This window comes from Pelagibacterium halotolerans B2, assembly GCF_000230555.1.
Lineage (GTDB): Bacteria > Pseudomonadota > Alphaproteobacteria > Rhizobiales > Devosiaceae > Pelagibacterium > Pelagibacterium halotolerans.
Genome location: NC_016078.1, coordinates 1,687,185 through 1,709,846, shown reverse-complemented (window position 1 = coordinate 1,709,846; position 22,662 = coordinate 1,687,185). Strand labels below are relative to the sequence as shown.

At 59.3% G+C, this 22,662-nt stretch carries 21 protein-coding genes and 1 pseudogene; 13 read left to right on the top strand and 9 right to left on the bottom strand.

The window, feature by feature from the left end:
- Positions 1–41 precede the first annotated feature (41 nt).
- From KKY_RS08315 to KKY_RS08295, 5 genes and pseudogenes are all read left to right on the top strand, one after another.
- Positions 42–781: pseudogene (locus KKY_RS08315) on the top strand (alpha/beta fold hydrolase).
- Positions 778–1,182: a 4-carboxymuconolactone decarboxylase gene (pcaC, locus tag KKY_RS08310; protein ID WP_014130879.1), complete on the top strand. Its 405-nt coding sequence runs from the start codon at positions 778–780 to the stop codon at positions 1,180–1,182. The pseudogene KKY_RS08315 and the gene pcaC overlap by 4 nt, the downstream one beginning before the upstream one ends.
- Positions 1,175–1,927 carry a protocatechuate 3,4-dioxygenase subunit beta gene (gene pcaH / locus KKY_RS08305; protein WP_014130878.1) on the top strand — a complete coding sequence of 251 codons (753 nt, stop codon included), beginning with the start codon at positions 1,175–1,177 and terminating at the stop codon, positions 1,925–1,927. The genes pcaC and pcaH overlap by 8 nt, the downstream gene beginning before the upstream one ends.
- A complete protein-coding gene (gene pcaG / locus KKY_RS08300) occupies positions 1,927–2,535 on the top strand; it encodes a protocatechuate 3,4-dioxygenase subunit alpha (RefSeq protein WP_014130877.1) in 609 nt (202 codons plus the stop codon). Before pcaH ends, pcaG begins: the two co-directional genes overlap by 1 nt.
- Positions 2,535–3,596 (top strand): 3-carboxy-cis,cis-muconate cycloisomerase, encoded by a 1,062-nt coding sequence (locus tag KKY_RS08295; protein ID WP_014130876.1) that lies wholly within the window; start codon positions 2,535–2,537, stop codon positions 3,594–3,596. The genes pcaG and KKY_RS08295 overlap by 1 nt, the downstream gene beginning before the upstream one ends.
- Positions 3,597–3,605: 9 nt before the next feature.
- Here KKY_RS08295 and KKY_RS08290 read toward each other — a convergent pair whose 3' ends face one another.
- Together KKY_RS08290 and KKY_RS08285 are read right to left on the bottom strand one after the other, a co-directional pair.
- A complete protein-coding gene (locus tag KKY_RS08290; RefSeq protein ID WP_014130875.1) occupies positions 3,606–4,631 on the bottom strand; it encodes an AraC-like ligand-binding domain-containing protein in 1,026 nt (341 codons plus the stop codon).
- 62 nt (positions 4,632–4,693) lie between these two features.
- Complete coding sequence (locus tag KKY_RS08285) at positions 4,694–4,894, bottom strand: hypothetical protein (RefSeq protein ID WP_014130874.1); 201 nt, start codon at positions 4,892–4,894, stop codon at positions 4,694–4,696.
- A gap of 204 nt (positions 4,895–5,098) precedes the next feature.
- Between KKY_RS08285 and panB the strand changes: the two genes are divergently transcribed.
- Positions 5,099–5,941: a 3-methyl-2-oxobutanoate hydroxymethyltransferase gene (panB, locus tag KKY_RS08280; RefSeq protein ID WP_014130873.1), complete on the top strand. Its 843-nt coding sequence runs from the start codon at positions 5,099–5,101 to the stop codon at positions 5,939–5,941.
- Positions 5,938–6,792 (top strand): pantoate--beta-alanine ligase, encoded by an 855-nt coding sequence (gene panC / locus KKY_RS08275; protein ID WP_041528654.1) that lies wholly within the window; start codon positions 5,938–5,940, stop codon positions 6,790–6,792. The genes panB and panC overlap by 4 nt, the downstream gene beginning before the upstream one ends.
- A gap of 5 nt (positions 6,793–6,797) precedes the next feature.
- Here panC and KKY_RS08270 read toward each other — a convergent pair whose 3' ends face one another.
- The 4 genes from KKY_RS08270 to KKY_RS19570 form a co-directional block, all read right to left on the bottom strand.
- Positions 6,798–9,527: a sensor histidine kinase gene (locus tag KKY_RS08270; RefSeq protein ID WP_014130871.1), complete on the bottom strand. Its 2,730-nt coding sequence runs from the start codon at positions 9,525–9,527 to the stop codon at positions 6,798–6,800.
- Entirely contained in the window at positions 9,524–9,757 is a 234-nt protein-coding gene (locus KKY_RS08265) for a hypothetical protein (protein WP_014130870.1), read from the bottom strand. Before KKY_RS08265 ends, KKY_RS08270 begins: the two co-directional genes overlap by 4 nt.
- 12 nt (positions 9,758–9,769) lie before the next feature.
- On the bottom strand, positions 9,770–10,162 hold the full coding sequence (locus KKY_RS08260) for a response regulator transcription factor (protein WP_014130869.1): 393 nt from the start codon (positions 10,160–10,162) through the stop codon (positions 9,770–9,772).
- Between the two features lie 86 nt (positions 10,163–10,248).
- Entirely contained in the window at positions 10,249–11,829 is a 1,581-nt protein-coding gene (locus KKY_RS19570) for a helix-turn-helix domain-containing protein (protein WP_014130868.1), read from the bottom strand.
- Positions 11,830–12,003: 174 nt separating this feature from the next.
- Between KKY_RS19570 and KKY_RS08250 the strand changes: the two genes are divergently transcribed.
- From KKY_RS08250 to acs, 6 genes are all read left to right on the top strand, one after another.
- The gene (locus tag KKY_RS08250) at positions 12,004–13,356 is read left to right on the top strand and encodes a substrate-binding protein (protein WP_014130867.1); all 1,353 of its coding nucleotides are present in this window, start codon (positions 12,004–12,006) and stop codon (positions 13,354–13,356) included.
- A 76-nt stretch (positions 13,357–13,432) separates the two neighbouring features.
- Positions 13,433–14,461 (top strand): branched-chain amino acid ABC transporter permease, encoded by a 1,029-nt coding sequence (locus KKY_RS08245; protein ID WP_014130866.1) that lies wholly within the window; start codon positions 13,433–13,435, stop codon positions 14,459–14,461.
- A gap of 1 nt (position 14,462) precedes the next feature.
- Positions 14,463–15,611: a branched-chain amino acid ABC transporter permease gene (locus KKY_RS08240; RefSeq protein WP_014130865.1), complete on the top strand. Its 1,149-nt coding sequence runs from the start codon at positions 14,463–14,465 to the stop codon at positions 15,609–15,611.
- A 12-nt stretch (positions 15,612–15,623) separates the two neighbouring features.
- The gene (locus tag KKY_RS08235; protein WP_014130864.1) at positions 15,624–16,391 is read left to right on the top strand and encodes an ABC transporter ATP-binding protein; all 768 of its coding nucleotides are present in this window, start codon (positions 15,624–15,626) and stop codon (positions 16,389–16,391) included.
- Positions 16,391–17,146 carry an ABC transporter ATP-binding protein gene (locus tag KKY_RS08230; RefSeq protein WP_014130863.1) on the top strand — a complete coding sequence of 252 codons (756 nt, stop codon included), beginning with the start codon at positions 16,391–16,393 and terminating at the stop codon, positions 17,144–17,146. Before KKY_RS08235 ends, KKY_RS08230 begins: the two co-directional genes overlap by 1 nt.
- 11 nt (positions 17,147–17,157) lie before the next feature.
- A complete protein-coding gene (acs, locus tag KKY_RS08225; protein WP_014130862.1) occupies positions 17,158–19,086 on the top strand; it encodes an acetate--CoA ligase in 1,929 nt (642 codons plus the stop codon).
- Positions 19,087–19,162: 76 nt separating this feature from the next.
- On the opposite strand, the gene KKY_RS08220 is transcribed toward acs, so the two are convergent.
- Genes KKY_RS08220 through KKY_RS08210 form a run of 3 tightly spaced genes read right to left on the bottom strand, consistent with a single transcriptional unit; the run spans position 19,163 to position 22,660 of the window.
- The gene (locus tag KKY_RS08220) at positions 19,163–21,202 is read right to left on the bottom strand and encodes a TRAP transporter permease (RefSeq protein ID WP_014130861.1); all 2,040 of its coding nucleotides are present in this window, start codon (positions 21,200–21,202) and stop codon (positions 19,163–19,165) included.
- The gene (locus tag KKY_RS08215) at positions 21,196–21,711 is read right to left on the bottom strand and encodes a DUF1850 domain-containing protein (protein WP_202945642.1); all 516 of its coding nucleotides are present in this window, start codon (positions 21,709–21,711) and stop codon (positions 21,196–21,198) included. The genes KKY_RS08220 and KKY_RS08215 overlap by 7 nt, the downstream gene beginning before the upstream one ends.
- The gene (locus tag KKY_RS08210) at positions 21,698–22,660 is read right to left on the bottom strand and encodes a TAXI family TRAP transporter solute-binding subunit (RefSeq protein ID WP_014130859.1); all 963 of its coding nucleotides are present in this window, start codon (positions 22,658–22,660) and stop codon (positions 21,698–21,700) included. Before KKY_RS08210 ends, KKY_RS08215 begins: the two co-directional genes overlap by 14 nt.
- Positions 22,661–22,662: the final 2 nt, after the last annotated feature.

Below are 22,662 nucleotides of genomic sequence, written 5' to 3'. Positions count from 1 at the left end.
ACCATTCGTCCGTACCAATCTGTTTCCCTTGGAGGAGCCTTATGGACTGCATAAAAATTGGCGACATCGTCCTGCACTATCGCGTGCGCGCCGCTGCCGATGGTGCTGCTACGATTGTGTTCATCAATTCCCTGGGCACCGATTTCCGCATATGGGACGCCGTGGTCGCCGCGCTCGATGCCGAGTTGGGCGTCGTCGTTTACGACAAGCGGGGGCACGGGCTTTCCTCCCTTGGCGAAACGCCATATTCGGTCGCCGACCACGCTGGCGATCTCGCGGGACTGCTCGACGCCCTTGGTTTGTCTAAGGTCGTCATCTGCGGACTGTCGGTCGGTGGCCAGGTCGCCCAGCAGCTCTATTTCGATCGGCGCGACCTCGTTGCGGGCCTCGTTCTGTGTGATACGGCTGCCAGGATCGGTGAGCCCGACTTCTGGAACAGGCGCATCAAGGCCATCGCCAGCGGCGGCCTCGCATCGGTCACCGAAGGCATCATGGAACGCTGGTTCAGCGCCGGATTCAGAGCCTCCGGCAATCCCCTTTACGCTTCGCCCGCCGCGCCGATACGGCTTCGATAGCCGTTCCCACCTCGGTTCTGGTGGGCTCGGAGGATGGCGCGACGCCACCCGACCTTGTGCATGGTTTTGCCGATGCTATTCCAAACAGCGATTTTCAGGTCATAGAGGGGGCGGGGCATCTGCCCTGCATCGAAACACCCCAACCGGTTGCAGCGGCCATTGCCGCGCTGACCACGCGGGCAAAAAACAGGGAGCATGCGCAATGACGCAGCACGAGGGCCGATCGGCCCGCCACAATCAGGGCATGGCGACGCGCCGTAGCGTGCTCGGCGAAGGCTATGTCGACAGGCGGGCGGCCGCGACCTCCGAGTTCGAACGCCCGTTCCAGGAGCTTATCACCGAGGCCGCGTGGGGCCATGTGTGGTCGCGCGACAATTGGGACAAGCGGCAACGCTCGATTGTCACCATCGCCCTTCTGGCCGCTCTCGGGCACTATGAGGAAATGGTGATGCATATCGAGGCGACCGCCCGCACCGGCGCCACCGAGGACGACATCCGCGAGATCATGCTTCATGTCGCGATCTACGCGGGCGTTCCCACCGCCAACCACGCCATAAAGCTCGCCCGGCAGGCTCTCGAGCGCATGAAGGAAGGCAAGCATGAATAACCGTTTTAGCAATTCGCGTGCCGAAGCCGCGGCCTTTATGGAGCGCGATCATTCCCAGCATCCGCCAGCGTTTGCGCCGGGATACAAGTCCTCGGTTTTGCGGGCGCCCAGGCAATCGCTCATCAGTTTTGCCAGTACGTTGAGCGAAAAGACAGGCCCGGCCTTCGGCCACAACATGCTGGGCGAATACGACAATGATCTCATCATCAATTATGCAAGGCCCGGCGAGGAAGCCATCGGCCAGCGCATCGTCGTGCATGGCCGGGTCATTGACCAGAACGCGAAGCCCGTGCCCAATGTGCTCGTCGAGTTCTGGCAGGCCAATGCGGGCGGGCGCTATCGCCACAAGCGTGAAGGCTATCGCGCGCCGCTCGATCCCAATTTCGGCGGCTTCGGCCGCACGATCACCGATGAGGACGGATATTACTGGTTCCGCACCATCAAGCCCGGGCCCTATCCCTGGCCCAATGGGGTCAACGACTGGCGTCCCGCCCATATCCATTTCTCGCTGTTCGGCACCGGCTTTGCCCAGCGTCTCATCAGCCAGATGTATTTCGAGGGAGATCCGCTCATCAAGATCTGCCCCATCGTCAACACGATCAGCGATCCCGATGCGATCGACCGGCTCGTCGCCCGGCTCGATATGAACAACACGATCCCGATGGATCTGCGCGCCTATCGTTTCGATATCGTGCTTCGCGGTCGCCGTTCGACCTTCTTTGAAAACCGCAAGGAGGGCAATTGATGTCGAAGCCGCTTGACTACCTCAAGGAAACGCCCTCGCAAACGGCCGGTCCCTACGTGCATATCGGCATGACTCCGAATGAATACGACATTGGCGGGGTGATCCCCGAGGATCTCGGCCTCAGGGTCGTGTCTGAAGGGGTTAAGGGCGAACGCATAACTGTCACCGGCCGGGTTATCGATGGCGGCGGCAATCCGGTCGCGGACTGCGTCATCGAAATCTGGCAGGCCGATGCCAACGGCATCTACAACAGCCCCATGGAGCACCGCTCAGGCGTCGACCCAAATTTTTCGGGCTGGGGGCGCCAGCCCGCCGGCGCCAACGGCGAGTTTTCGTTCGATACCATTAAGCCGGGGCCGGTTCCTGCCGGCGGCGGCCTCATGGCGCCCCACATTACCTTCTGGATCGTGGCGCGGGGCATCAATGTCGGGTTGCAGACCCGGATGTATTTTTCGGACGAGCAAGAGGCCAACCAAAAAGATCCGGTGCTGGCCAAGGCGCGCATGATCGCCCGCGACAAAACGATGATCGGCCAGCGCGATGGCAATGTCGTAACCTTCGACATCTACCTTCAGGGTGAAAACGAAACGGTGTTTCTGGACGTCTGATGTCTCTTTCCGCCTTCGATCATCCCATTCTCTCTGGCCTGTTCGGCGATCCCGAACTGGCGGAATTGCTGTCGGCCCGGGCCGATGTGGAGGCCATGGTGGCGTTCGAAATGGCGCTTGCACAGGCGCAGGCCGAATGCGGGATCATTCCGCTCGCCGATGCAGGCTCCATTGCGCGTCTGGCAGACGAGTACGCCCCTGATTTCGGGGGCCTGAGGGCCGGGTTGGGGCGGGATGGGGTGGTTGCTCCCGAACTGGTCAAGCAGATGCGGAAGGGTCTTGATAGTCAGGTCGCCAGATCATTCCATTTCGGTGCGACCAGCCAGGATGTGATCGACACAAGTCTCGTTATTCGCCTCAAATCGATAACGACCATTCTCGCTTCCCGCATTGCGGCGGTCGAAACCATGCTTGCTGATCTGTCCGATCGATTTGGGGACTGCAAACTCATGGCCCGGACACGCATGCAGGATGCGCTTGAAATTTCCGTTGCTGACCGGATCGCCGATTGGTCTGCGCCGCTTGTCCGGCATCGCTTGCGTCTCGAAGAGATCAAGGCACGTCTCCTGGTCGTGCAGTATGGCGGCGCCGTAGGCGTGCTCGAAAAGCTCGGAGAAGACGGCTCGCTCGTTACAAGCGCGCTGGCGAGCCGGCTGGGCCTGGGCGTCACAGAGAAATCCTGGCACAACCAGCGCGACAGCATCGTTGAGTTTGCCGGCTGGCTCGGTCTCGTCTCTGGCAGCCTGGGCAAGATGGGGCAGGATATTGCCCTGATGGCTCAGAACGCCGTCGGCGATGTTGTGCTGGCCGGGGGCGGAGGCTCTTCCGCCATGCCGCACAAGTCAAATCCGGTTTCGGCCGAGGTGCTCGTCACACTGGCCCGTTACACGGCGGGAAGCAGCGGCATCCTGGCCCAGTCGCTGGTGCACGAACAGGAGCGCTCAGGCGCTGCCTGGACATTGGAATGGCTCGTCCTGCCCCAGATGATCATGGCTACCGGCAGCAGCCTGCTCATTGCGGTCCGTCTGCTCGATTCCATTCAATCACTTGGCCAAGCCTGACTGGCTTGTTCAAGCCGAGCGCATCCAGTCGCTCCAGTTCGAATCGATGGGGTCGGCAATCGCAAAATGCGCCGATGGCGTATGGTCGAGGCGGCAATCGGCCGGCGTATGCCCATAGCGGCGGCGGAAAGCCCTGATAAATGAGCTTTCCGATCCGAACCCCGTCGCGTAGGCTATATCGATTATCTTGCGGCTCTGTTGAGCGGGGTTTCGCAAGATTGTCATGGCCATGCCCAGCCTGCGGTCCCGTATATAGGTGGCGACACCGTCATAGGCACCAAACAGGCGGTACAGACGTGCGCGGGATACGCCGAAAGCTTCCATTAGGGTCTCAGCGGAAAGTTCGGGGCTTGCGAGATTCTCATCGACAAACCGCTTGATGGTCGTTGTCAGCGCCAACTGAATTGCCCGTTCGCTGCCCTCTGCTGCATCAGGGGCGCCGTTGAGAGTTGCCGCCAGCAGTGAAAGGGTAGGGCCGACCAGCAGTTGGGCATCTTCCCAGGTCAGTTCGTCGGCGGTTTGATGGAGCATTGCAAGATGGTTGTGGAGCAGGGCAGCCAGGGGGCTGTCCGCCGCGATGTGTGACAGGTGCCTGCTGTCGGGATAGCTTATGAGTGGTGCCAGCATCTCGCGCGGAACGAAGAGCGACAAGAGGTCGAAATCGCTGTTGCAGGAATCGAGCGGCTGGGCATTGTCGAATATGCAGATTTCACCGGCTTTCATAACGACTTCGCCTTTTGGCGAACTGGCTACACATTCGCCTCGGCGGAAGATCTGGATCATGTAGTTGTCGAGTCCGTCAGCGTCGATTTTGCGGCGGTCGCGCACAAAGTGCTGACTTGTCGCTCTGCACCGCATGTGGCTCAAAGCGCCCAGGCGGTACCCGCTGACCGTTGCGGAAAAGCGTTCCGGCGCCAGGGTATCTGAAAGGTGAGGATCGAAAACCACGGAAAGCTGGTCGCGCCAGGCACCAAATCTGTTGGCGGGATCGAGCGTATCGGTCGAAAACAGGGAATGGGGGATTGCGGCTGCCAAGTCTGGGTCCTCCAGCTTCCTACGCTGGGGGACAATGCTAAAGCGGGTAATTTAACCTGATGTTAACGATGCAGATGCGGTGCGTCGGCAATGGACCTGATGTCTTCAAAGCTGAGATCGAATCCGACCTCGCGTGCAAATCTTGCGATGGCGTTTATGGCCTCGTCGCTGTGCTTGTCCTTGGTGGCTTCGATAAATCGAAGGGTCAAGGCCCTGTCCTGCGAAACGAGAGCCAGAAACGCTGAAGTGACGCCACTGGTCATGGTGTGTTCGCTGTTCCAAATGACGGCAACATGGTGGACCGATTGTCGAACGGCCGCCCCGCAGTTTGTCGCGCTTCAATAGGCAATTTGTCCCAATCAGCCCAAGGTCTGGGTTTGAGAGCGCCTTGAGATCGGCTATGAGAGCCGCCATATAGCGGACATGAGCGATCCGGTTCCGAGCCGGTCACATGTGGGAGAGTTCCGATGACTTATGGCAGTGCGCCCAGGCCGCCACAGAGCCCACCGGCCATTTTGGCCCGGAAAGGCGGCCAACCCATCGTTTGCCTTACGGCCTACACAACGCCGATCGCACAGCTTGTCGACAACCATTGCGATCTCGTTCTGGTCGGGGACAGCGTGGGCATGGTGTTGCATGGCCTGCCCAATACGCTCGGGGTCGATCTCGACATGATGATAATGCACGGCAGGGCTGTTCGTCGCGGCCTGAAATCGGCCCTAATGGTGGTCGATCTGCCGTTCGGCGCCTATGAGCAAAGCCCTGAACAGGCGTTCCACAATGCCGCGACATTGATGCGGGAGACGGGGTGTGACGCCGTCAAACTCGAAGGCGGCGTGCATATGGCTGAAACCATCGCCTTTTTGACTCGCCGCTCGATTCCGGTGATGGCTCATATCGGGCTTACGCCACAGTCCGTCCACACGATAGGTGGGTATAAGGTTCAGGGGCGGGGTGCCGATGCCCATGCCATTCTGCGCGATGCACAAGCCGTTTCCGAGGCAGGAGCCTTTGCGGTCGTCATCGAAAAGGTACCCGATATTCTGGCGCGACGCATTACGTCGGACATAGATATTCCCACGATTGGTATTGGCGCTTCAGCGGCGTGCGACGGACAGATTCTGGTTGTCGACGACATGTTGGGCATGTTCGCCGATTTCAGGCCCAAATTCGTCAAGCGCTATGCCGACCTGGCTGGAGACGCAGACAAAGCCATAGCGGCCTATGCCGAAGATGTTCGTTCGCGGCGCTTTCCGGCAGCCGAACATGTCTTCGGCGATGTCCCTGCCAGCGTTCCGGATGCCGGATGAGTATGCTCGTCCTTCGGAGTGTCGCCGAGGTCAGGGCGCAAGTAGCCCAGTGGCGTCAAGCCGGGGATAATATTGCGGTCGTGCCCACTATGGGGGCATTGCACGAGGGGCATTTATCGCTCGTGAGAGCAGCCAGGGGCAGGGCGAAGCGCGTTATCGTCACGCTTTTTGTCAATCCCAGCCAATTCAACAATGCCGAGGATCTGGCCAAATATCCGCGCGATGAAGCATCGGACATCGCAAGGCTCGAGGCCGAGCATGTTGATCTGCTTTATGCACCGAGCGTCGAGGAGATGTATCCCGAAGGCTTTGTCACCAAGGTCTCCGTCTCCCGATTGAGCGAAGGGCTTTGCGGGGAGCATCGTCCCGGTCATTTCGATGGCGTTGCAACCGTGGTCACCAAGCTGTTGCTTCAGACGCAGGCGAATGCGGCATTTTTCGGCGAGAAGGACTTTCAGCAGCTCAGCGTCATCCGACGGCTGGCGCGGGATCTGGACATCCCTGTCGAAATCGTTGGCGTACCAACGGTGCGCGAGGCTGACGGGTTGGCGATGTCTTCGCGCAACGTCAGGTTGAGCGAAGCGGCTCGCAAACTGGCCCCGGCTATGACCGAAGCGCTGAGTGCGGCGGGTGCGGCCATCCAAGCAGGTCAGCCGGTTGCCGCGGCCACCGACGCAGCAAGGTCAGCGCTTTTGAAGGGGGGGTACTCGGAGGTTGAGTACCTCGAACTGCGCGATGCCGAAACGCTTGAACCGATTTTCGAGTTGGACCGCCCAGCCCGGTTACTGGCTGCGGGCTGGCTCGATGGCGTGCGCCTTATCGACAATATTGCCGTCCTGCCTATGCGTTGATCCGGCTATTGCGCTGCACCCGCTTCGCTTCGGGTGATTAGCGGAAGGGTGATACGGAAACAGGCGCCTTCTTCGACGTTGGAAACCAGTTCAAGTACGCCGTCCATCCGCGAAATGATTTCCCGACTTATCGGCAGCCCCAGTCCCGCCCCGGCATATGGCCCTGTTTCGCCCAGCCTTCCTCGATAGAACTTGTCGAAGATTCGCGGGCGTTCCTCCTCGGCAATCCCGATGCCGTTGTCTTCCACTTCGATGATATAGGCACCCTTCTTGAGCCTGGAACGCACTTCGACAATCGGGGCGATGGCGCCGTTGTATTTGATGGCGTTGGAAATAAGATTGATAAGCACCTGGCTCAGCCGGTCGGGGTCGGATCGGACATAGGCGGCTGACGCCCTGGTGCCGATCTTGACCTGCGTATTGTTCTGACGCGCCAGCGCATCGCAGACCCGAAGGGCCTGATCGAGCGATTCCTCGGCATCTATGGGCCGGTTTTCCCAGGCCCTTTCGCCGCGTTCGAGTGCCGAAAGGTCGAGAATTTCGTCCAGCAGTGAGGTCAGGCGCAGACTTTCCTTGTGGATGGTCGATACGAATTTGGTCTTCGAATTTTCGTCGAGCTCGTCTTCACTGAGCAGGATTTCGGAAAAGGCCCGGATTGCTGTCATCGGCGTGCGGACCTCATGGCTCACCTGGCTGAGAAACTCATCCTTTTGCAGATCCACTTTGCGCAATTGCCGATTTGCCTCCTCGAGTTTTTCGGCGGTGGCCCGCAATTGGGTGGAGGTCTTTTCGAGTTCCTGGGAGTATTCGATGGCCTGCTGCGTCTCGTCGGCCATCTGCATGACCTCTTCGAGCGATATGGAATCGCCGGAAACCACCTTCGACAGCATGACATGGGCCGACGCCGCGCCGATCGATCCGGCCATCTCGCGCTCGAGCCGTCGGATGAACGATGAACTCGGCTCCAGTGTCGTCCACGGCATCCGGGCCTGCTTGGCTTCTTCGGAAAACAGCGCAACGGCGCGATCGTGGCCCAGCACCCGTCTTGCGACCAGAAAAAGGTCATCAGCGGTAGCCGATCCCCGGAGCGGGCTCGCCTCGTTGCTGGTACGCCGGAAGACGTTGAGAAAGAGCGCCGCCTGAACATGTTCGAGCGCCGACTGGTTTGTCACCAGCGAACCCAGGATCAAAACAGTGGTGTTTAAGAACAGACTCCAGAACACTGCATGGGTGAGCGGATCGAGGTCGTCAAAGCCGAACAAGCCTTGTGGGCGTAGCCACTCAATCCCCCAGGGTCCATTGGTCATCACGGAGGCGACAAGGGGGGATGACGAGGCAAATGATGGCATGAAACTTGACCACAGCCATACGACAAAACCAATCGATACTGCGCAGATAGCGGCTTTTGTTGAAGCATCACGCCAGAAAAGGCTCGCAAGTATCGCCGGCAGAAATTGTGCAACCCCTGTAAATGAAATCAATCCAATGGGCGCGAGGGCATCCGACCCGCGGGTCAGATAGAAATATGCAAACCCCAGCAACAGGATAAGCATGATCGAGAGGCGCCGTGCGTTGAGGATCAACCGCCTTACGCCCTGACCATCCCCGATCCCGTCGCCAGACGTCAGCCGCAGCATGATCGGCACAACGATATGGTTTGAAACCATTATCGAAAGCGCAATGGATTCAAGGATAATCATCGACGTTGCCGAGGAAAATCCGCCGATGAACGCAAACAGGGCCAATGCATCCTGGCCCTGTGCCAACGGGAGCGTAAGCACGAACATATCGGGATTTGAGCCCGCTGGCATAAAAGTAAGGCCAAACAATGCGATAGGGAGCGTGAAGAGGCTCATTGCGAGCATATAGGCGGGAAAGGCCCAACTCGCCGTTCGGAGGTGCTTTTCGTCTGAATTTTCCACGACCGTCACCTGAAACTGTCGTGGAAGGCAGATGATCGCCGCAGCGGCCAGCACCATCATTGAAATCCAACGATCGCCGAAGGTGTCTCCCGCATGGATGCTCAGTCCCGCCGTCTCGGCATTGGCAAAAATCGCATCCATACCGCCGCCGATATAGACTACGAAAAAGCCGACGGCGAGCAGGGCCGCGAGCTTTACCACGGCCTCGAACGCGATCGCCGCCACCACGCCATGATGTTGTTCCTTGGCGTCGACGTTGCGGGTCCCGAAAAGGATAGTGAAAACGGCCATACCGGCTGCCACGCCGAAGGCCAGCCCCACCTCGTCCCAGCCCTCAAGGCTTCCACGTCCGAATTCGGACGATCCAGCGATGGCTTCGATGGATGAGGTTATGGCCTTGAGCTGCAGAGCGATGTAGGGGGCGATGGCGATAACGGCCAGCACGGTTATGAGCACGGCGAGGGTGCTCGATTTGCCGAATCGAGACGACAGCAGGTCTGCGATTGACGTGATGCGCTGGTCGTGACTGATACGGACCAGACGCCTCAGAATGAACCACCATCCGATGAAAACGACTGTCGGACCAAGATAAATTGTCAGGTATTCCAGCCCGTTGCGGGCTGCGGTGCCAACGGCGCCATAAAAGGTCCAACTCGTGCAATAGACCGAGATGGAGAGGGTATAAACGAAGGGAGATCGCAGAAATCCCCCGCTTCGACTCCGCGTGTGCCTATCGCCGAGATAGGCGATAACGAACAACAGTCCGACATAGGCCACGGCAGTCGCGATGACGAGGTCGGCCGTTAGTGTCATCGGCGCTCCTCGCCGGGCAATTGGTGAGGTTCATCGCGTGGCAGTACGTAGCCGAACCATGCAGCTCCGATAACGAGAAACACCCAGAGCCCGAAAAGGAAAAGCGTGGCTACCGGCACGCCGGCGATAAAACCGTCGAACCTGAACAGCAGTATGAGAGGCGGCAGGGTAGCCATTGCCCCGAACAGCGTAAAAAACAGCGACGCACCAATGATCTTACGCCGTGTCATCGCCCGTCACCTTCAACCGGGCTGTCGGTCGTCGGCGGGCGCGCCGAGCAAGCTGCGTACGGCATCAACCACGTCGGCGTTGGAATAGGGTTTGGTCACGAATTTGTTGGCGCCAAGCTCTTCAGCGATACGGCGGTCCTGCTGCTGCCCCTTTGCCGTCAGGACGAGAACGGGCAGATCGGCAGTGCTCCGATCTGCCCGGATCTGCTTGAGTACTTCAAAACCGCTGCGTTTGGGCAGCATTATGTCGAGAACGAGCACGCGCGGCCGCTGTCGCCGTACGGCGTCCATGACGGCCTCGCCATCCATGACAGCACTGATTGTCCATCCTGCTCTTTTTAGAACGAAATCAAGTGCTTCAAGGATGCTTGGTTCGTCTTCTGCAATGAGAATATCGATCGCCAAAACTCCCCCTCCGAGCCCCTTCCTCCTCAGGACTCGCTTTCACATAACCGCAATTGGCTTCATTCGCCAAGCCCCTGTAAATGCTGTCAGGCACGGGCGGTGGTCAGGGTAGGCTCGTCCCCGGGAGCGAAAGGTGCCTCCTCTCGGCTGACGCAATCGGTTCGGGTGCACAGGCGGCACGTCGGTCCGACCGGAACATCGGCATCGGAGTCGCTCAGGTCCAATCCGTCGGCATAGACGGTGCGGTCGGCATGAAGAATGTCGGTAACAAGCAGGACCGAATGGGGAAGAGCCTGGTCGGTGAAGCCGGAGGCGCGGCGCGAAACCGCCTTGGCCACGAACAGAAACCGCGAGCCATCGGAAAATCGAACCACTTGCCGGATCAGCTGGCCCGATGATCGAAAAGCCCCATAAAGGGCCCAAAGAGGGCAGGCATGCCCGGTATGGGGTAACAAAAGGCCAGGGAGGGGAAAGTGCTTGGTGAGGCGCCCCGCCGGGTCGGAACGCAGGAAACCGAACGGAACCCCTTCCGCACCCTCGGCTCGCAGCGTCACGAGCCGGTGGGCGATCTGTTCGAAACTTGCGTTGTAGCGTTCGCTCAGTGCTTCGACGTCATAGCGCAGCGATTCCGCGTCGCCGAGAAACTGGCCATAGGGAAACAGTGCCGCGCCGGCGATGTATGAGGTGAGATATTTTCGCGCAAGATGGCGGGCCGTTTCCGAAGACAGGTGGGGCACCCCGACGGCTTCAGTCAGCACGTTGCCGCTGGTCAACTCAGAGATCAACCTGACCATTTGAAACTGGCGAGTAGACTGCGGGACAGTGTTTCGGAACCACAGGACGCCCCGTTCGGCATCATGACCGAAAGCACGGCCAGAGTTGGGCCGCGCGTTGCGCTCTACCCTGACGCCATGCACGGTCTCGAGCAGATGGGCGATGGCAGCCTCTCCGATGGCACCGGATGACCGCATGTCCCGAGCAATTTCGGCACCACGTTGTTCGAGCGCGGGAAAATAATTGCGCGCCGCGAAGATCATGTCGTCCAGTTCGCGCCGCACAGAGGCCGATTTTCTTACGGTGCTCGCGTGATCGAACTGCCCGATGAGATTTTGTGCCACTGCCGAGAGGCCGCGTGTCTCTTTTGTGATCGAGGTGACGAATTGAGCCCGCTCGGCGGTGCTGAGATCATCCACGTCCTCGAGAATCTCGGCCGAGGATCGAACCGCGGTGATGCCCGAGAGAACCTGATGCAGCAATTGGCTGAGAAGCGGGTCGGCCCTCAGTCGGTTGGCGTATGCATCCGCGCTGGCGGAAGCGGCCATATAGGCTCGATAGAGCTTGGCAATGACACGGGCGATTTCGGGCTGCGTGGCAACAAGGCTGCGTGCCGTCTCCATCCCCAGTCCGACATCGGCAAGTGCGGGGTCGGCAAAGGTCTCCACGAGTTCATGAATGAGTCGATGCTCCGCTTCGCCCGTCAGTTCATCGATGGGGATGTCGAGCTCGGATGCTATGCGCTGGAGCAGCGTGCCGCCGACCTGACGCTTGTTGGCTTCGATGAGATTGAGGTAGCTCGGAGAGATTTCGACACTTCGCGCCAGTGCGGCCTGAGAGAGCCTCAACCCCTTGCGGCGTGTACTTATTCGAAGCCCGATCGGCGCTCGCATGTGGCCCTCGCTTGTCAATAGCTTGACATAATTTAGGCATTGATTGGTCAAAGGTTTACAAGATTTCCTATAAATTACAATAGCATATTGCTCTTGTGTTAATGCGGCTGAATACTCCGGCAGCGGATTTGGGACATATGGAGGTATGGCCCGCCGCATCAAAGGAGGAGATTTATGAGCGATTTGAAACGCGGAATCAGCCGTCGTCGCGTCGTCAAGACGGGTATGGCTGGCATCCTGGCGACGGGGGTTTCCCCCCTTATTCTGTCCAAGGGGGCATGGGCGCAGGAATTTTGCAACGCGCCGACCGGTGACACCGTAACGCTGGGGTTCAATGTGCCTCAGACTGGCGCTTATGCCGACGAGGGTGCTGACGAACTTCGGGCCTATGAGCTCGCCGTCGAGCATCTGAACGGTGAAGGCGATGGCGGCCTTATCCCGCATTTTTCGTCGGATGCCTTGCAGGGCAATGGCATTCTGGGCAAGCGGGTCGAATATGTGACCGGCGATACGCAAACGGCCGCCGATCCGGCTCGCGAGTCCGCACGCCGGATGATCGAACGCGACGGGGCCGTGATGATCACCGGCGGTTCGTCCTCGGCGACGGCCGTGGCCGTTCAAAGCCTATGCCAGGATATGGGCGTCATCTTCATGTCCGCCCTCACGCACTCGAACGATACCACTGGCAAGGACAAGCGTCGCTACGGTTTCCGGCACTTCTTCAACGCCTATCAATCGGGCGTGGGGCTCGGCCCCCAACTCGGCGCTGCATATGGCAATACGCGCCGCGCCTATCATCTGACCGCCGACTACACTTGGGGCTGGACCCAGGAAGAGTCGATGATTGCCGCTACCGAAGCTCTGGGTTGGGAAACTGTCGAGACGGTTCGGACTCCTGTGGGTGCTGGCGATTTCAGCCAGTATATTACTCCGGTTCTCAACTCTGGCGCGGACGTTCTGATCCTCAATCACTACGGGTTCGATGGCGTCAACTCTCTCACCCAGGCAACTCAGTTCGGGTTGCGTGACCGGCAGGCGAATGGACAAGATTTCCAGCTCGTTCTGCCACTGGTCTCCGATCTGATGGCGGCTGGTGCCGGAGACGCGATGCAGGGCGTTTACGGCACTTCGAACTGGTACTGGAGCATGCAGGATGAAGCGTCCAAAGCGTTCACCGCATCGTTTGGTGCCAAATGGGGTTCGCCGCCGAGCCAGGCAGCCCACACCTCCTACGTCCAAACGCTGCTCTATGCCGACGCCGTCGAGCGGGCAGGGACGTTCTATCCACCCGAGGTGATTGCGGCGCTCGAAGATTTCGAGTTCGACGGCATGGGCAATGGTCCCACGCTCTATCGTGGTTCGGACCACCAATGCTTCAAGGACGTCCTAGTCGTGCAGGGCAAGGAAACGCCATCCAACGAGTTCGATCTGCTCGAAGTGGTCAACACCGCGTCTCGGGAAAGCGTCACCTACGACCCGGCGATCTTCGGCGGTGAGCTTGGGCCCTACGAACCCAACATGTGCTAGGCCGCACGCCTAGCTGCATGGCAAATGCCCGGCCGCCAAGGTGGCCGGGCACACGAGTACATCTGGAGCCACTTCGATGGATGCGATTTTCGCACAATTGCTCAACGGGCTGGACAAGGGCGGTGCCTACGCCCTGATCGCCCTGGGCCTTACACTGGTTTTCGGCACCTTGGGCGTGGTGAATTTCGCCCACGGGGCCTTGTTCATGCTCGGTGCGTTCTGCGCTGTCGCGTTCCGCCGTATCATCACCATGGAAACGGTCACGATCGACGAAACCCAACTCTCTCCATGGGGATCGCCACTGGAGGTGCGGACGCCGTTGGCCCAGGAATGGTTCGGCGCGTACGGTGAATTCATCGTCGACTATTCGGTCCCGCTCTCGATCCTTTTGACCATTCCGGTCATGCTCATCATCGGCATCGTGATGGAGCGCGGGCTGATCAAGCATTTCTACAAGCGCCCGCATGCGGAACAAATTCTGGTGACGTTCGGCCTTGCCATCGTGCTTCAAGAGTTGGTTAAGGCGTTTTTCGGTCCCAATCCATGGCCGCAGCCGATCCCTTCCGACTTCCGCGGCGCCGCTGACGTGGGCGTCTTGTTCGGGCTGCAGGCTGGCGCCGTAACCTATCCGCTTTGGCGCCTTGTCTATTTGCTGTTTTCATTGGTGGTGCTTGGTGGCGTATTCGCATTTCTGCGCTTCACCACCTTTGGCATGGTGGTTCGAGCGGGCATGGCCGACCGCGAGACGGTCGGTCTGCTCGGGGTGAATATCGACCGACGATTTACAATCATGTTCGGTCTTGCCGCGGTCGTTGCGGGGATGGCGGGGGTGATGTACACGCCGCTATTGCCGCCCAATTACCATCTCGGCATGGATTTCCTGGTGCTCTCGTTTGTCGTGGTCGTGGTCGGCGGCATGGGGTCGCTGCCCGGCGCAGTAGCAGCGGGCTTCCTGCTGGGCATCCTGCAGTCATTTGCCTCGATGACCCAGATCAAGGCGCTCATACCTGGCATCGATCAGATCATCGTTTACGCGGTGGCTGTCATCATCCTGCTCGTCCGTCCTCGCGGCCTGTTGGGCCGGCGTGGCGTGATGGAGGCGTAAGATGGATATTTTCCGACTTCCCAAGAACCAATATATCACGCTGGCGATCTTCTCGATCGTGGTCCTCGCCATGCCTTACTGGCTCCAACCTTTCGGGGCCGCCTACGCCGGTCTGATGCAGCAATTTGCGATCTATGCGATCTTTGCCGTGGGCTTCAATATTCTGTTCGGGCTGACCGGCTATCTCAGCTTCGGCCATGCCGCATTTCTCGGGGTAGGCTCTTATACGGCCGTCTGGTCGTTCAAATTGCTGTCGATGGATGCCATTCCGGCACTGATCTTCGCAACCATCATGGCGGGGCTGTTTGCCCTGGTGATCGGATTTGTTTCGTTGCGCCGTTCAGGCATCTACTTTTCGATCCTGACGCTCGCTTTCGCACAGATGAGCTACAACCTCGCCTATTCGGTGCTCACCCCCATAACCAACGGCGAAACGTCCCTGCAATTGGCAAGCGCCGATCCGCGTGTCCTCGATAGCCTGCTGACCATGGGCACCAGCGAGCGCATTCCCTCTCCGAGCCTGCTGGGTGGTGAGCTGGGAGGAATTGGTGGCTTCTATCTGTGTGCCATAATTCTCATTCTCGCTTTCTTCATTGCGCAGAAGATCTTCTTCTCGCCGTTCGGCATGATGTTGCGGGCTATCAAGTCCAACCAGACCCGCATGGCCTATACCGGGTTCAATACCCGCCCCTATACCCTCGCTGCTTTCGTGATCTCGGGCATGTATGCGGGCTTGGCCGGCGGGTTGCTGGCGATCACCGACCCGCTTGCCGGCGCCGAGCGCATGCAGTGGACGGCCTCGGGTGAGGTGGTTCTGATGACAATCCTTGGTGGGGTTGGCACTCTGGTCGGCCCGGTTATTGGAGCGTGGTTTATCAAGTACATGGAGAACATTTTCTCCGCCTTTAACGAGCGCATTCTCAATTTCTACTTCGACTGGATGCCGGACAGCATCCAGCAGGCATGGGTGACCTTCGTTTCGAAATTCGTGGGCGAGGGATGGAAGCTGACCGAGGGTCTGGTGTTTGTGCTAATCGTCGTGTTTCTGCCCGGCGGCATCATGGAAGGCGTGCGCCGGATCCACGCATTGTTCTCCAACCGTCGCCGCGCCGAAAAACGTACTGAACTCAGTACTTCCGCAGCTGAATAGGGAACATGGACGATGCAAGCAAAACCTAATGTCGTTCTGCATGTTGCTGACGTACACAAAAATTTCGGTGGTCTGCATGCCCTCGCCGATATCGACCTTGAGGTCGAGGAAGGCAAAACCCATGCGATCATCGGGCCGAATGGGGCTGGCAAGTCCACTTTGCTCAATGTCATCATCGGGCGCATCCCGCCCACGAGCGGTGCGGTGGTGTTTGACGGCACCGTGTTGACGGGCAAACGACCCCATGAGATCAACCAACTGGGCGTCAGCCGTGTCTTTCAGACACCAGAGATCTTTGCCGATCTTTCGGTGCTCCAAAATGTCATGACGCCCGCCTTCGCCAAGCGCGACGGCGCGTTCAGGATCAACTTTGCCAAGCCCCTCGAGCGTGAGACAGCCTTGCGCCATGAGGCCGAGGCGATGCTGGAAGACGTCGGCCTTGTTGACCGACGCGGGGTCAATGCCGGCTCGCTGTCGCGAGGCGATAAGCGGCGTCTGGAACTTGCGATGTGCTTGATTCAGAAGCCGCGCCTCTTGCTGCTCGACGAGCCGACCGCCGGGATGAGCCGCCATGACACCAACACGACCATCGAACTTCTAAAGAAAATCAAAAGTCGTGGCATGACCAAGGTCATCATCGAGCACGATATGCATGTGGTCTTTTCGCTCGCCGACAAGATTTCGGTGCTTGCCGGTGGGCGGATCATCGCCGAAGGCCTGCCCGAAGAGGTGCGCGGCGATCCGCGCGTACAGGAAGCCTATCTGGGAGGAGCGCACTGATGAATGCCGTCTCGACAAACATGCAGCCGGAAACGGTCGCCGCTGCCGGTTCGCCCTTTCTTTCGGTACAGGACATTCATTCCTATTACGGTGAAAGCTATATCGTTCAGGGGGTGAGTTTCGATATTCCCCATGGCGAAATTCTCGCTCTTCTGGGCCGTAACGGTGCGGGCAAAAGCTCAACGCTGCGAACCATCGCGCGATTGGACAACCCGTCATTGCAGCAGGGGGAAATCTGGCTCGATGGCGAGCCGATCCACAAGCTCAAATCGTTCGAAGCGGCGCGCGCGGGCATCCAACTGGTTCCGGAAGATCGCCGGATCATTCAGGGTCTGAGCGTTGAGGAAAACCTTACGCTTGCCCAAGTCGCACCGGGCAGCGGTTGGGAGCTCGATCGCATTTATGGACATTTTCCACGCCTTGCCGAACGCCGCAAGCAGGAGGGCACAACCCTATCGGGTGGTGAGCAGCAGATGCTGGCCATTGCCCGCGCGTTGGCCAGGAATCTAAAGCTTCTCTTGCTTGACGAGCCCTATGAGGGGCTGGCCCCGGTTATAGTCCAGGAGATCGAGACGATCCTGCATGAGATCAAAGAACTGGGCATCACGACCATTATCGTCGAGCAGAATGCGGTTGCGGCGCTCAAGCTGGCGGATCGGGCCGTCATTCTCGACACGGGGGAGGTGGCATTCTCCGGAACGGCCCGGGAAGTACTCGATAATGCCGACCTGCGCCACGAGTATCTTGCCATTTAAGGAGGATGGACATGAACAGCCAGGCCCCTATGGCCCGTCACACACGACTTACGCCGGCCAGCTTTGAAGAAAATTACTCTGCTTCGCTCTCCAGCCCCGAAGTGTTCTGGGCCGAGCAGGGGAAGAGGCTCGACTGGATCGATCCTTATACGAGGGTCAAGAACACCACCTTCACCTATCCCGATGTGTCGATCAGATGGTTCGAGGATGGCGTGCTCAACGTTTCGGCCAATTGCATCGACCGGCACCTTGCCACCAATGGCGACAAGACCGCACTGATCTGGGAACCTGATGACCCCAAGGATCGTGCCCGGCATATCACATTCCGGCAACTTCATGATGAGGTCTGCCGCTTTGCCAATGTTCTCAAGGATATGGGCGTCAGAAAGGGCGACCGGGTCACCATTTCCCTGCCGATGATACCGGCTGCGGCCTATGCGATGCTGGCGTGCGCCCGCATCGGCGCGCCGCATTCGGTGGTTTTTGGGGGATTTTCTCCCGACGCCCTGGCAGGGCGGATCAACGATGCGGACTCTCGCGTCGTCATTACGGCCGACGAAGGGCGGCGCGGCGGCAAGACCGTTCCGCTCAAGGCAAATGTCGACAAGGCGCTTGAGGATTGTCGCGGTGTGTCGAAGGTCCTGGTCGTTGAAAACACCGGCGGGCGCGTCACCATGGAGAGCGGTCGAGACGTCTGGTGGCACGAAGCGGCGGAAAGCGTGGAGCCGTTCTGTGCGCCGGAGCCAATGAATGCAGAAGATCCGTTGTTCATCCTTTATACCTCCGGTTCGACGGGCAAGCCCAAGGGTGTGTTGCACACGACAGGCGGGTATCTGGTCTGGGCGTCACTGACGCACGAGATGATCTTTGATCCTCGCCCCGATGAGGTCTATTGGTGTTCTGCCGATGTGGGCTGGGTTACCGGGCACAGCTATATCGTCTATGGGCCTCTGGCCAATGGCGTCACATCGCTGATGTTCGAAGGTGTTCCCAACTGGCCCGACCCGTCGCGGTTCTGGCAGGTGGTCGACCGTCACAAGGTTGATATCTTCTATACCGCGCCCACTGCTATCCGGGCGCTCATGGGCGCCGGTATCGAACACGTCGAGAAGGCCGATCTTTCGTCGTTGCGGCTGATTGGAACGGTGGGAGAACCGATCAATCCGGAAGCCTGGCAATGGTATCACAAGCATGTCGGCAGAGGCCGGTGCGAGATCGTGGATACCTGGTGGCAAACCGAAACCGGAGCATCGATGATCATGCCACTTCCCGGGGTCATCCCGACCAAACCGGGCTCCGCGACAAAGCCGTTCTTCGGGGTCGACCCGCTCGTTTTGACACCTGAAGGCCAAGTTATAGAGGAAACCAGCGCGGAAGGGGTCCTCGCAATAGCCGATAGCTGGCCGGGTCAGGCGCGCACCATATGGGGCGACCATGCGCGGTTCGTCGAAACATACTTTTCGACGTACAAGGGGCTCTATTTCACGGGCGATGGCGTTCGGCGTGATGAGGATGGCTATTACTGGATCACCGGGCGGGTCGATGACGTGCTCAATGTCTCTGGGCATCGCCTGGGTACTGCCGAGATCGAGAGTGCACTGGTCGCTCACCCCAAAGTTTCCGAGGCCGCGGTTGTTGGTTATCCGCATGAGCTCAAAGGGCAGGGCATATATTGCTATGTGACGCTGATGGCCGGGGAAGAAGACAGCGATGACCTCAGGGGCGAACTGCGCAACTGGGTTCGCAAGGACATCGGGCCGATCGCCTCGCCCGATTGCATCCAGTTTGCGCCCGGCCTCCCCAAGACGCGGTCCGGCAAGATCATGCGCCGCATTCTGCGCAAGATTGCCGAAAACGACTTCGGATCGTTGGGGGATACGTCAACGCTCGCCGATCCTGCGGTTGTCGACAATCTCATAGAAAATCGGTTGAACCGATAGAAAACACCCGCCGCGGCATTGGCCATTGGCCCGCGTTTTCCTGGAGGAGAAGGCCCCGGATGTTTCGGGGCCTTTTTCATGCGGGTTGTGGATTGGCCCGGTCGTTGCACCACGCCAGCCAGGCATTGTGCCCGAGGATCGCAATGCAGCTCAGGAAGCCGGCAATCTCGGCCGCCGGATAGGGAGACAGGCACCCAATGCCGCCCAGGCAGAGGAGCACTCTGAGAATGAGATGCATCCGGGCCTGGAAAAACCCTTCGAGCACTGCGACAAACGCGACGGTGCCGACCAGCGCCAAGGCCCCGTTCCAGAGGATGATTGGCAGTGGTCCACCTATGATGATTTCGGGGTTGAACACCATGAACATGGGAATGATGTAGAGACCCTTTGCGAATTTCCAGGCCTGAATGCTGGTCTCCATCGGCCCGCTTCGCGCTATTGCTGCTGCTGCAAACCCTGCGAGAGCGACCGGTGGCGTTACGTTGGAATCCTGTGAATACCAGAATACCACAAGATGCACGATCAATAGCGGAATGCCGAACTCCTGATTGAGGGCGGGGCCCACCAGAATGATGATCACGATATAGGCGGCGGTGACGGGCAGGCCGAAACCGAGGATCAGGCTGGCGATCAGCACGAGCAACAGAGCCAGAAGCACATATCCGCCCGAGAAAGCGAGCATCATCGAGGTGAATTTCAAACCCAGGCCGGTCAGGCCGATAATGCCGACGATAATTCCGCCGATGGCACAGGCAATCGTAACCGTCAGGGCGTTGCGCGCGCCGACTTCGCAAGCCTCAACCAGCTTCAGGCCTCCGAGCCTGAGAGCTTCGCCAATCGCGGGCCGTTTGGTTCCTTCCTCGCGGGGTGCGAAACGCAGCCAGTCGTAGCTTCCCTTGAGGACAGCGACAATCAGCACCGAAATGACGGCCCAGAAGCCAACCCGCATCGGCGAAATGCCAAGGATCAGCAGGTACATAAGGATCGCGAGCGGCACCATGAAGTGCCAGCCCTTCTTCATCACCTCGCGTACTGAGGGCAGCTCGCTTGCCGGCATGCCTTTCATGTTTTGCTTGATGGCGATGATGTGGACGAAGAGATAGACGGTCAGAAAATAGAGAAACGCCGGGAAGATCGAAACCAGCACGATGTGCAGGTAGGGAACGCCGGTGTATTCGGCGATGAGGAATGCGCCGGCGCCCATCAGGGGCGGCGTTATCTGTCCTCCTGTCGAGGCAGCAGCCTCGATGCCGCCTGCTTGCGCGGGCTTATACCCGAGGCGTTTCATCAGCGGGATGGTAAATGGGCCGGTGGTCACCACGTTGGCTATTGTCGAGCCGGATATCGAACCCATGGCCGTCGAGGCGACAACTGCAGCCTTGGCCGGGCCCCCTCTGCGACGACCGGTGGCGGCGTATGAAAGTTCAATGAAGAAGTGGCCGGCGCCGGTGACTTCGAGCACCGCGCCGAACAGCACGAAGATGAAGACGTAGGTCGCCGCAACGCCAAGCGGGAGGCCGAAAATCCCTTCCTGGCCGAGGTAGAGCTGAGCTGCCAGGCGATCGATGGGGTAGCCGCGGTGACTGAGAATTCCGGGCATGATGTCGCCCAGCCACGGCAAGGGACCGTTTGGTCCCGCCATTGCATAGAGAATAAAGACGATGCCGATGATGGTGATGCCCTTGCCCACCACGCGCCGGCTTGCTTCGAGCAGGGTGATAACGGCAATTACGCCTACTGTGACATCGGTTGAACTCCAGAACCCGGCCCTATCGATGATGTCGTTGAGAAAAACAGCGATGTAGAAGCCCGATACGATCGCAAGTGCAAAAAAAACGCCGTCGACCAGGGCTCCTGTAGGACCTTGCTTGCGATGAGGGCCAGCAACAGGGAACACCAGAAAGGCGATCATCAGGATAAAGCCCAGATGGATCGATCGCTGATAGAAAAGGCCGAGTGGGTTGATGCCCGCAGTGTAGAGCTGAAACAGCACGAGAGCGACCGACAGAACTATCACCGCAAGGCGAATGGGCCAGGGGCGCTCGACCAAGGGACCGGCCGGCGGCGGAATATCGGGAGCCAATGGGCTCTTCCGCCGGAAAATCGATCTCAGCATAAATTTTCTCCCTCATGTCCAGCGTTGTGCAGGACGATGCGCACCGCCTCCCGCGGCGCCATGGCAGACAAGTTCTCGTCTCGCTGGTTCACAACGATCCTGTGGTCGACCCCAGGCGCCCCGACCCGTAGGCGCAGGCAATTGTTGGGGACGGGCTCGTTGATATCTTCGATCCAGTATCCACCCTCGGGCGCCGAAATCATCGTACCCCGGCCCGGAATATGGCCGAGACCTGCTGCAAAATCGGGCTGATGGGATCGTTCGAGCACCATCTGTCCCTCGCTGGCAACAAAGCAGTCACGGACGAGGAAATGTTGAACCGAATGATTCCAGAAAATGCACCATCGCGTGTCATTTGTGACGGGCTCGCGGAAGATGATCTCGCCATCCTGCCCGATCACGTCCAGCACCAGTTCGATGTCCTCGCCAAACGCAGCAACTGAAAAGCTGAGGGCGAGCAACATGCCCGCCCTGCCAACAAGGTCGCCCAGGCCTCTAGGGCCGAACATTGTCGGGAATATCCGCCCCGATTTCCTCATAGTAGCGGACCGCGCCGGGATGTAGCGGGATGGGGGTCGCGCCCAACGCAAACTCGACCGTTGTGTCGTTCGCGGCAGGGTGGATCGCCCGCAGATAATCAATCTGCTCGTGCAGCAGCTTGGTCACCTGATAGGCCAGTTCTTCATCCATGCTGGCGCTGACGACCAGTGCGTTCGGGATGCCGACGGTTGGCGTTTCGGTATCCACGCCTTCGTAGCTGTTGGCGGGAAGCACGTAGTCGGCAAAGATCGGCTCGGCCTCCTTGGCCGCTGCGATTTCATCCTCGGTCAGCGGGATCAAGCGAATTGCGCGGGCAACTGCCAGCGACATGATCGAGGACGTCGGAGGGCCGACGCTCCAGATGCCCGCATCGATATCGCCATCACGCAGCGCATCGGCGGTTTCGTTGAAGTTGAGGCGCTGGGCAGCGGCCAGATCCTCATAGGTGATGCCGTTGGCGTTGAGGATAGCCTGGGCGTTGAGTTCGGTCCCCGAGCCAGGGGCGCCGACCGAAACACGTTTGCCTACCAGATCGGAAAGTCCTTCGATGTCGGAGTCCGCGGGGACGACGATCTGCACGGCGTTGGGATAAAGGGCGCCAAGGGACAGAATATCGACCTGCCGGCCTTCCAGCGCTCCTGTTCCCGTATAGGCCTGATAGACGGTATCGCCGAGGGCGATCGCGAAGTCCGCGGCGCCTTGTTGAATCAGAGCCATGTTTTCAACCGAAGCTCCGGTGACTTCGGCAACAGCGCTATAGCCTTCGAGATTCTCGGTGATCAACTCGGCGAGGCCGCCGCCGATCGGATAGTAGGCGCCGCCGGTCCCGCCGGTGGCGATGGAAAGTTGCTGCTGGGCGAACGCGGGTGCGCTCACCGCCAGCGCGCCGATCAGGGCGCAGGCTGTCAGAAGTTTCATTG

Bases quoted from the DNA above. Each gene is read 5' to 3' on its own strand.
- panC (WP_041528654.1), top strand. From the start codon at position 5,938: ATGAGTATGCTCGTCCTTCGGAGTGTCGCCGAGGTCAGGGCGCAAGTA.
- KKY_RS08265 (WP_014130870.1), bottom strand. From the start codon at position 9,757: ATGACACGGCGTAAGATCATTGGTGCGTCGCTGTTTTTTACGCTGTTC.
- KKY_RS08215 (WP_202945642.1), bottom strand. From the start codon at position 21,711: ATGTTCGGCCCTAGAGGCCTGGGCGACCTTGTTGGCAGGGCGGGCATG.
- KKY_RS08220 (WP_014130861.1), bottom strand. From the start codon at position 21,202: ATGCTGAGATCGATTTTCCGGCGGAAGAGCCCATTGGCTCCCGATATT.
- acs (WP_014130862.1), top strand. From the start codon at position 17,158: ATGAACAGCCAGGCCCCTATGGCCCGTCACACACGACTTACGCCGGCC.
- KKY_RS08250 (WP_014130867.1), top strand. From the start codon at position 12,004: ATGAGCGATTTGAAACGCGGAATCAGCCGTCGTCGCGTCGTCAAGACG.
- KKY_RS08270 (WP_014130871.1), bottom strand. From the start codon at position 9,527: ATGACACTAACGGCCGACCTCGTCATCGCGACTGCCGTGGCCTATGTC.
- pcaC (WP_014130879.1), top strand. From the start codon at position 778: ATGACGCAGCACGAGGGCCGATCGGCCCGCCACAATCAGGGCATGGCG.
- KKY_RS08210 (WP_014130859.1), bottom strand. From the start codon at position 22,660: ATGAAACTTCTGACAGCCTGCGCCCTGATCGGCGCGCTGGCGGTGAGC.
- KKY_RS08245 (WP_014130866.1), top strand. From the start codon at position 13,433: ATGGATGCGATTTTCGCACAATTGCTCAACGGGCTGGACAAGGGCGGT.
- pcaH (WP_014130878.1), top strand. From the start codon at position 1,175: ATGAATAACCGTTTTAGCAATTCGCGTGCCGAAGCCGCGGCCTTTATG.
- KKY_RS08285 (WP_014130874.1), bottom strand. From the start codon at position 4,894: ATGACCAGTGGCGTCACTTCAGCGTTTCTGGCTCTCGTTTCGCAGGAC.
- KKY_RS08230 (WP_014130863.1), top strand. From the start codon at position 16,391: ATGAATGCCGTCTCGACAAACATGCAGCCGGAAACGGTCGCCGCTGCC.
- panB (WP_014130873.1), top strand. From the start codon at position 5,099: ATGACTTATGGCAGTGCGCCCAGGCCGCCACAGAGCCCACCGGCCATT.
- KKY_RS08295 (WP_014130876.1), top strand. From the start codon at position 2,535: ATGTCTCTTTCCGCCTTCGATCATCCCATTCTCTCTGGCCTGTTCGGC.
- pcaG (WP_014130877.1), top strand. From the start codon at position 1,927: ATGTCGAAGCCGCTTGACTACCTCAAGGAAACGCCCTCGCAAACGGCC.
- KKY_RS19570 (WP_014130868.1), bottom strand. From the start codon at position 11,829: ATGCGAGCGCCGATCGGGCTTCGAATAAGTACACGCCGCAAGGGGTTG.
- KKY_RS08240 (WP_014130865.1), top strand. From the start codon at position 14,463: ATGGATATTTTCCGACTTCCCAAGAACCAATATATCACGCTGGCGATC.
- KKY_RS08235 (WP_014130864.1), top strand. From the start codon at position 15,624: ATGCAAGCAAAACCTAATGTCGTTCTGCATGTTGCTGACGTACACAAA.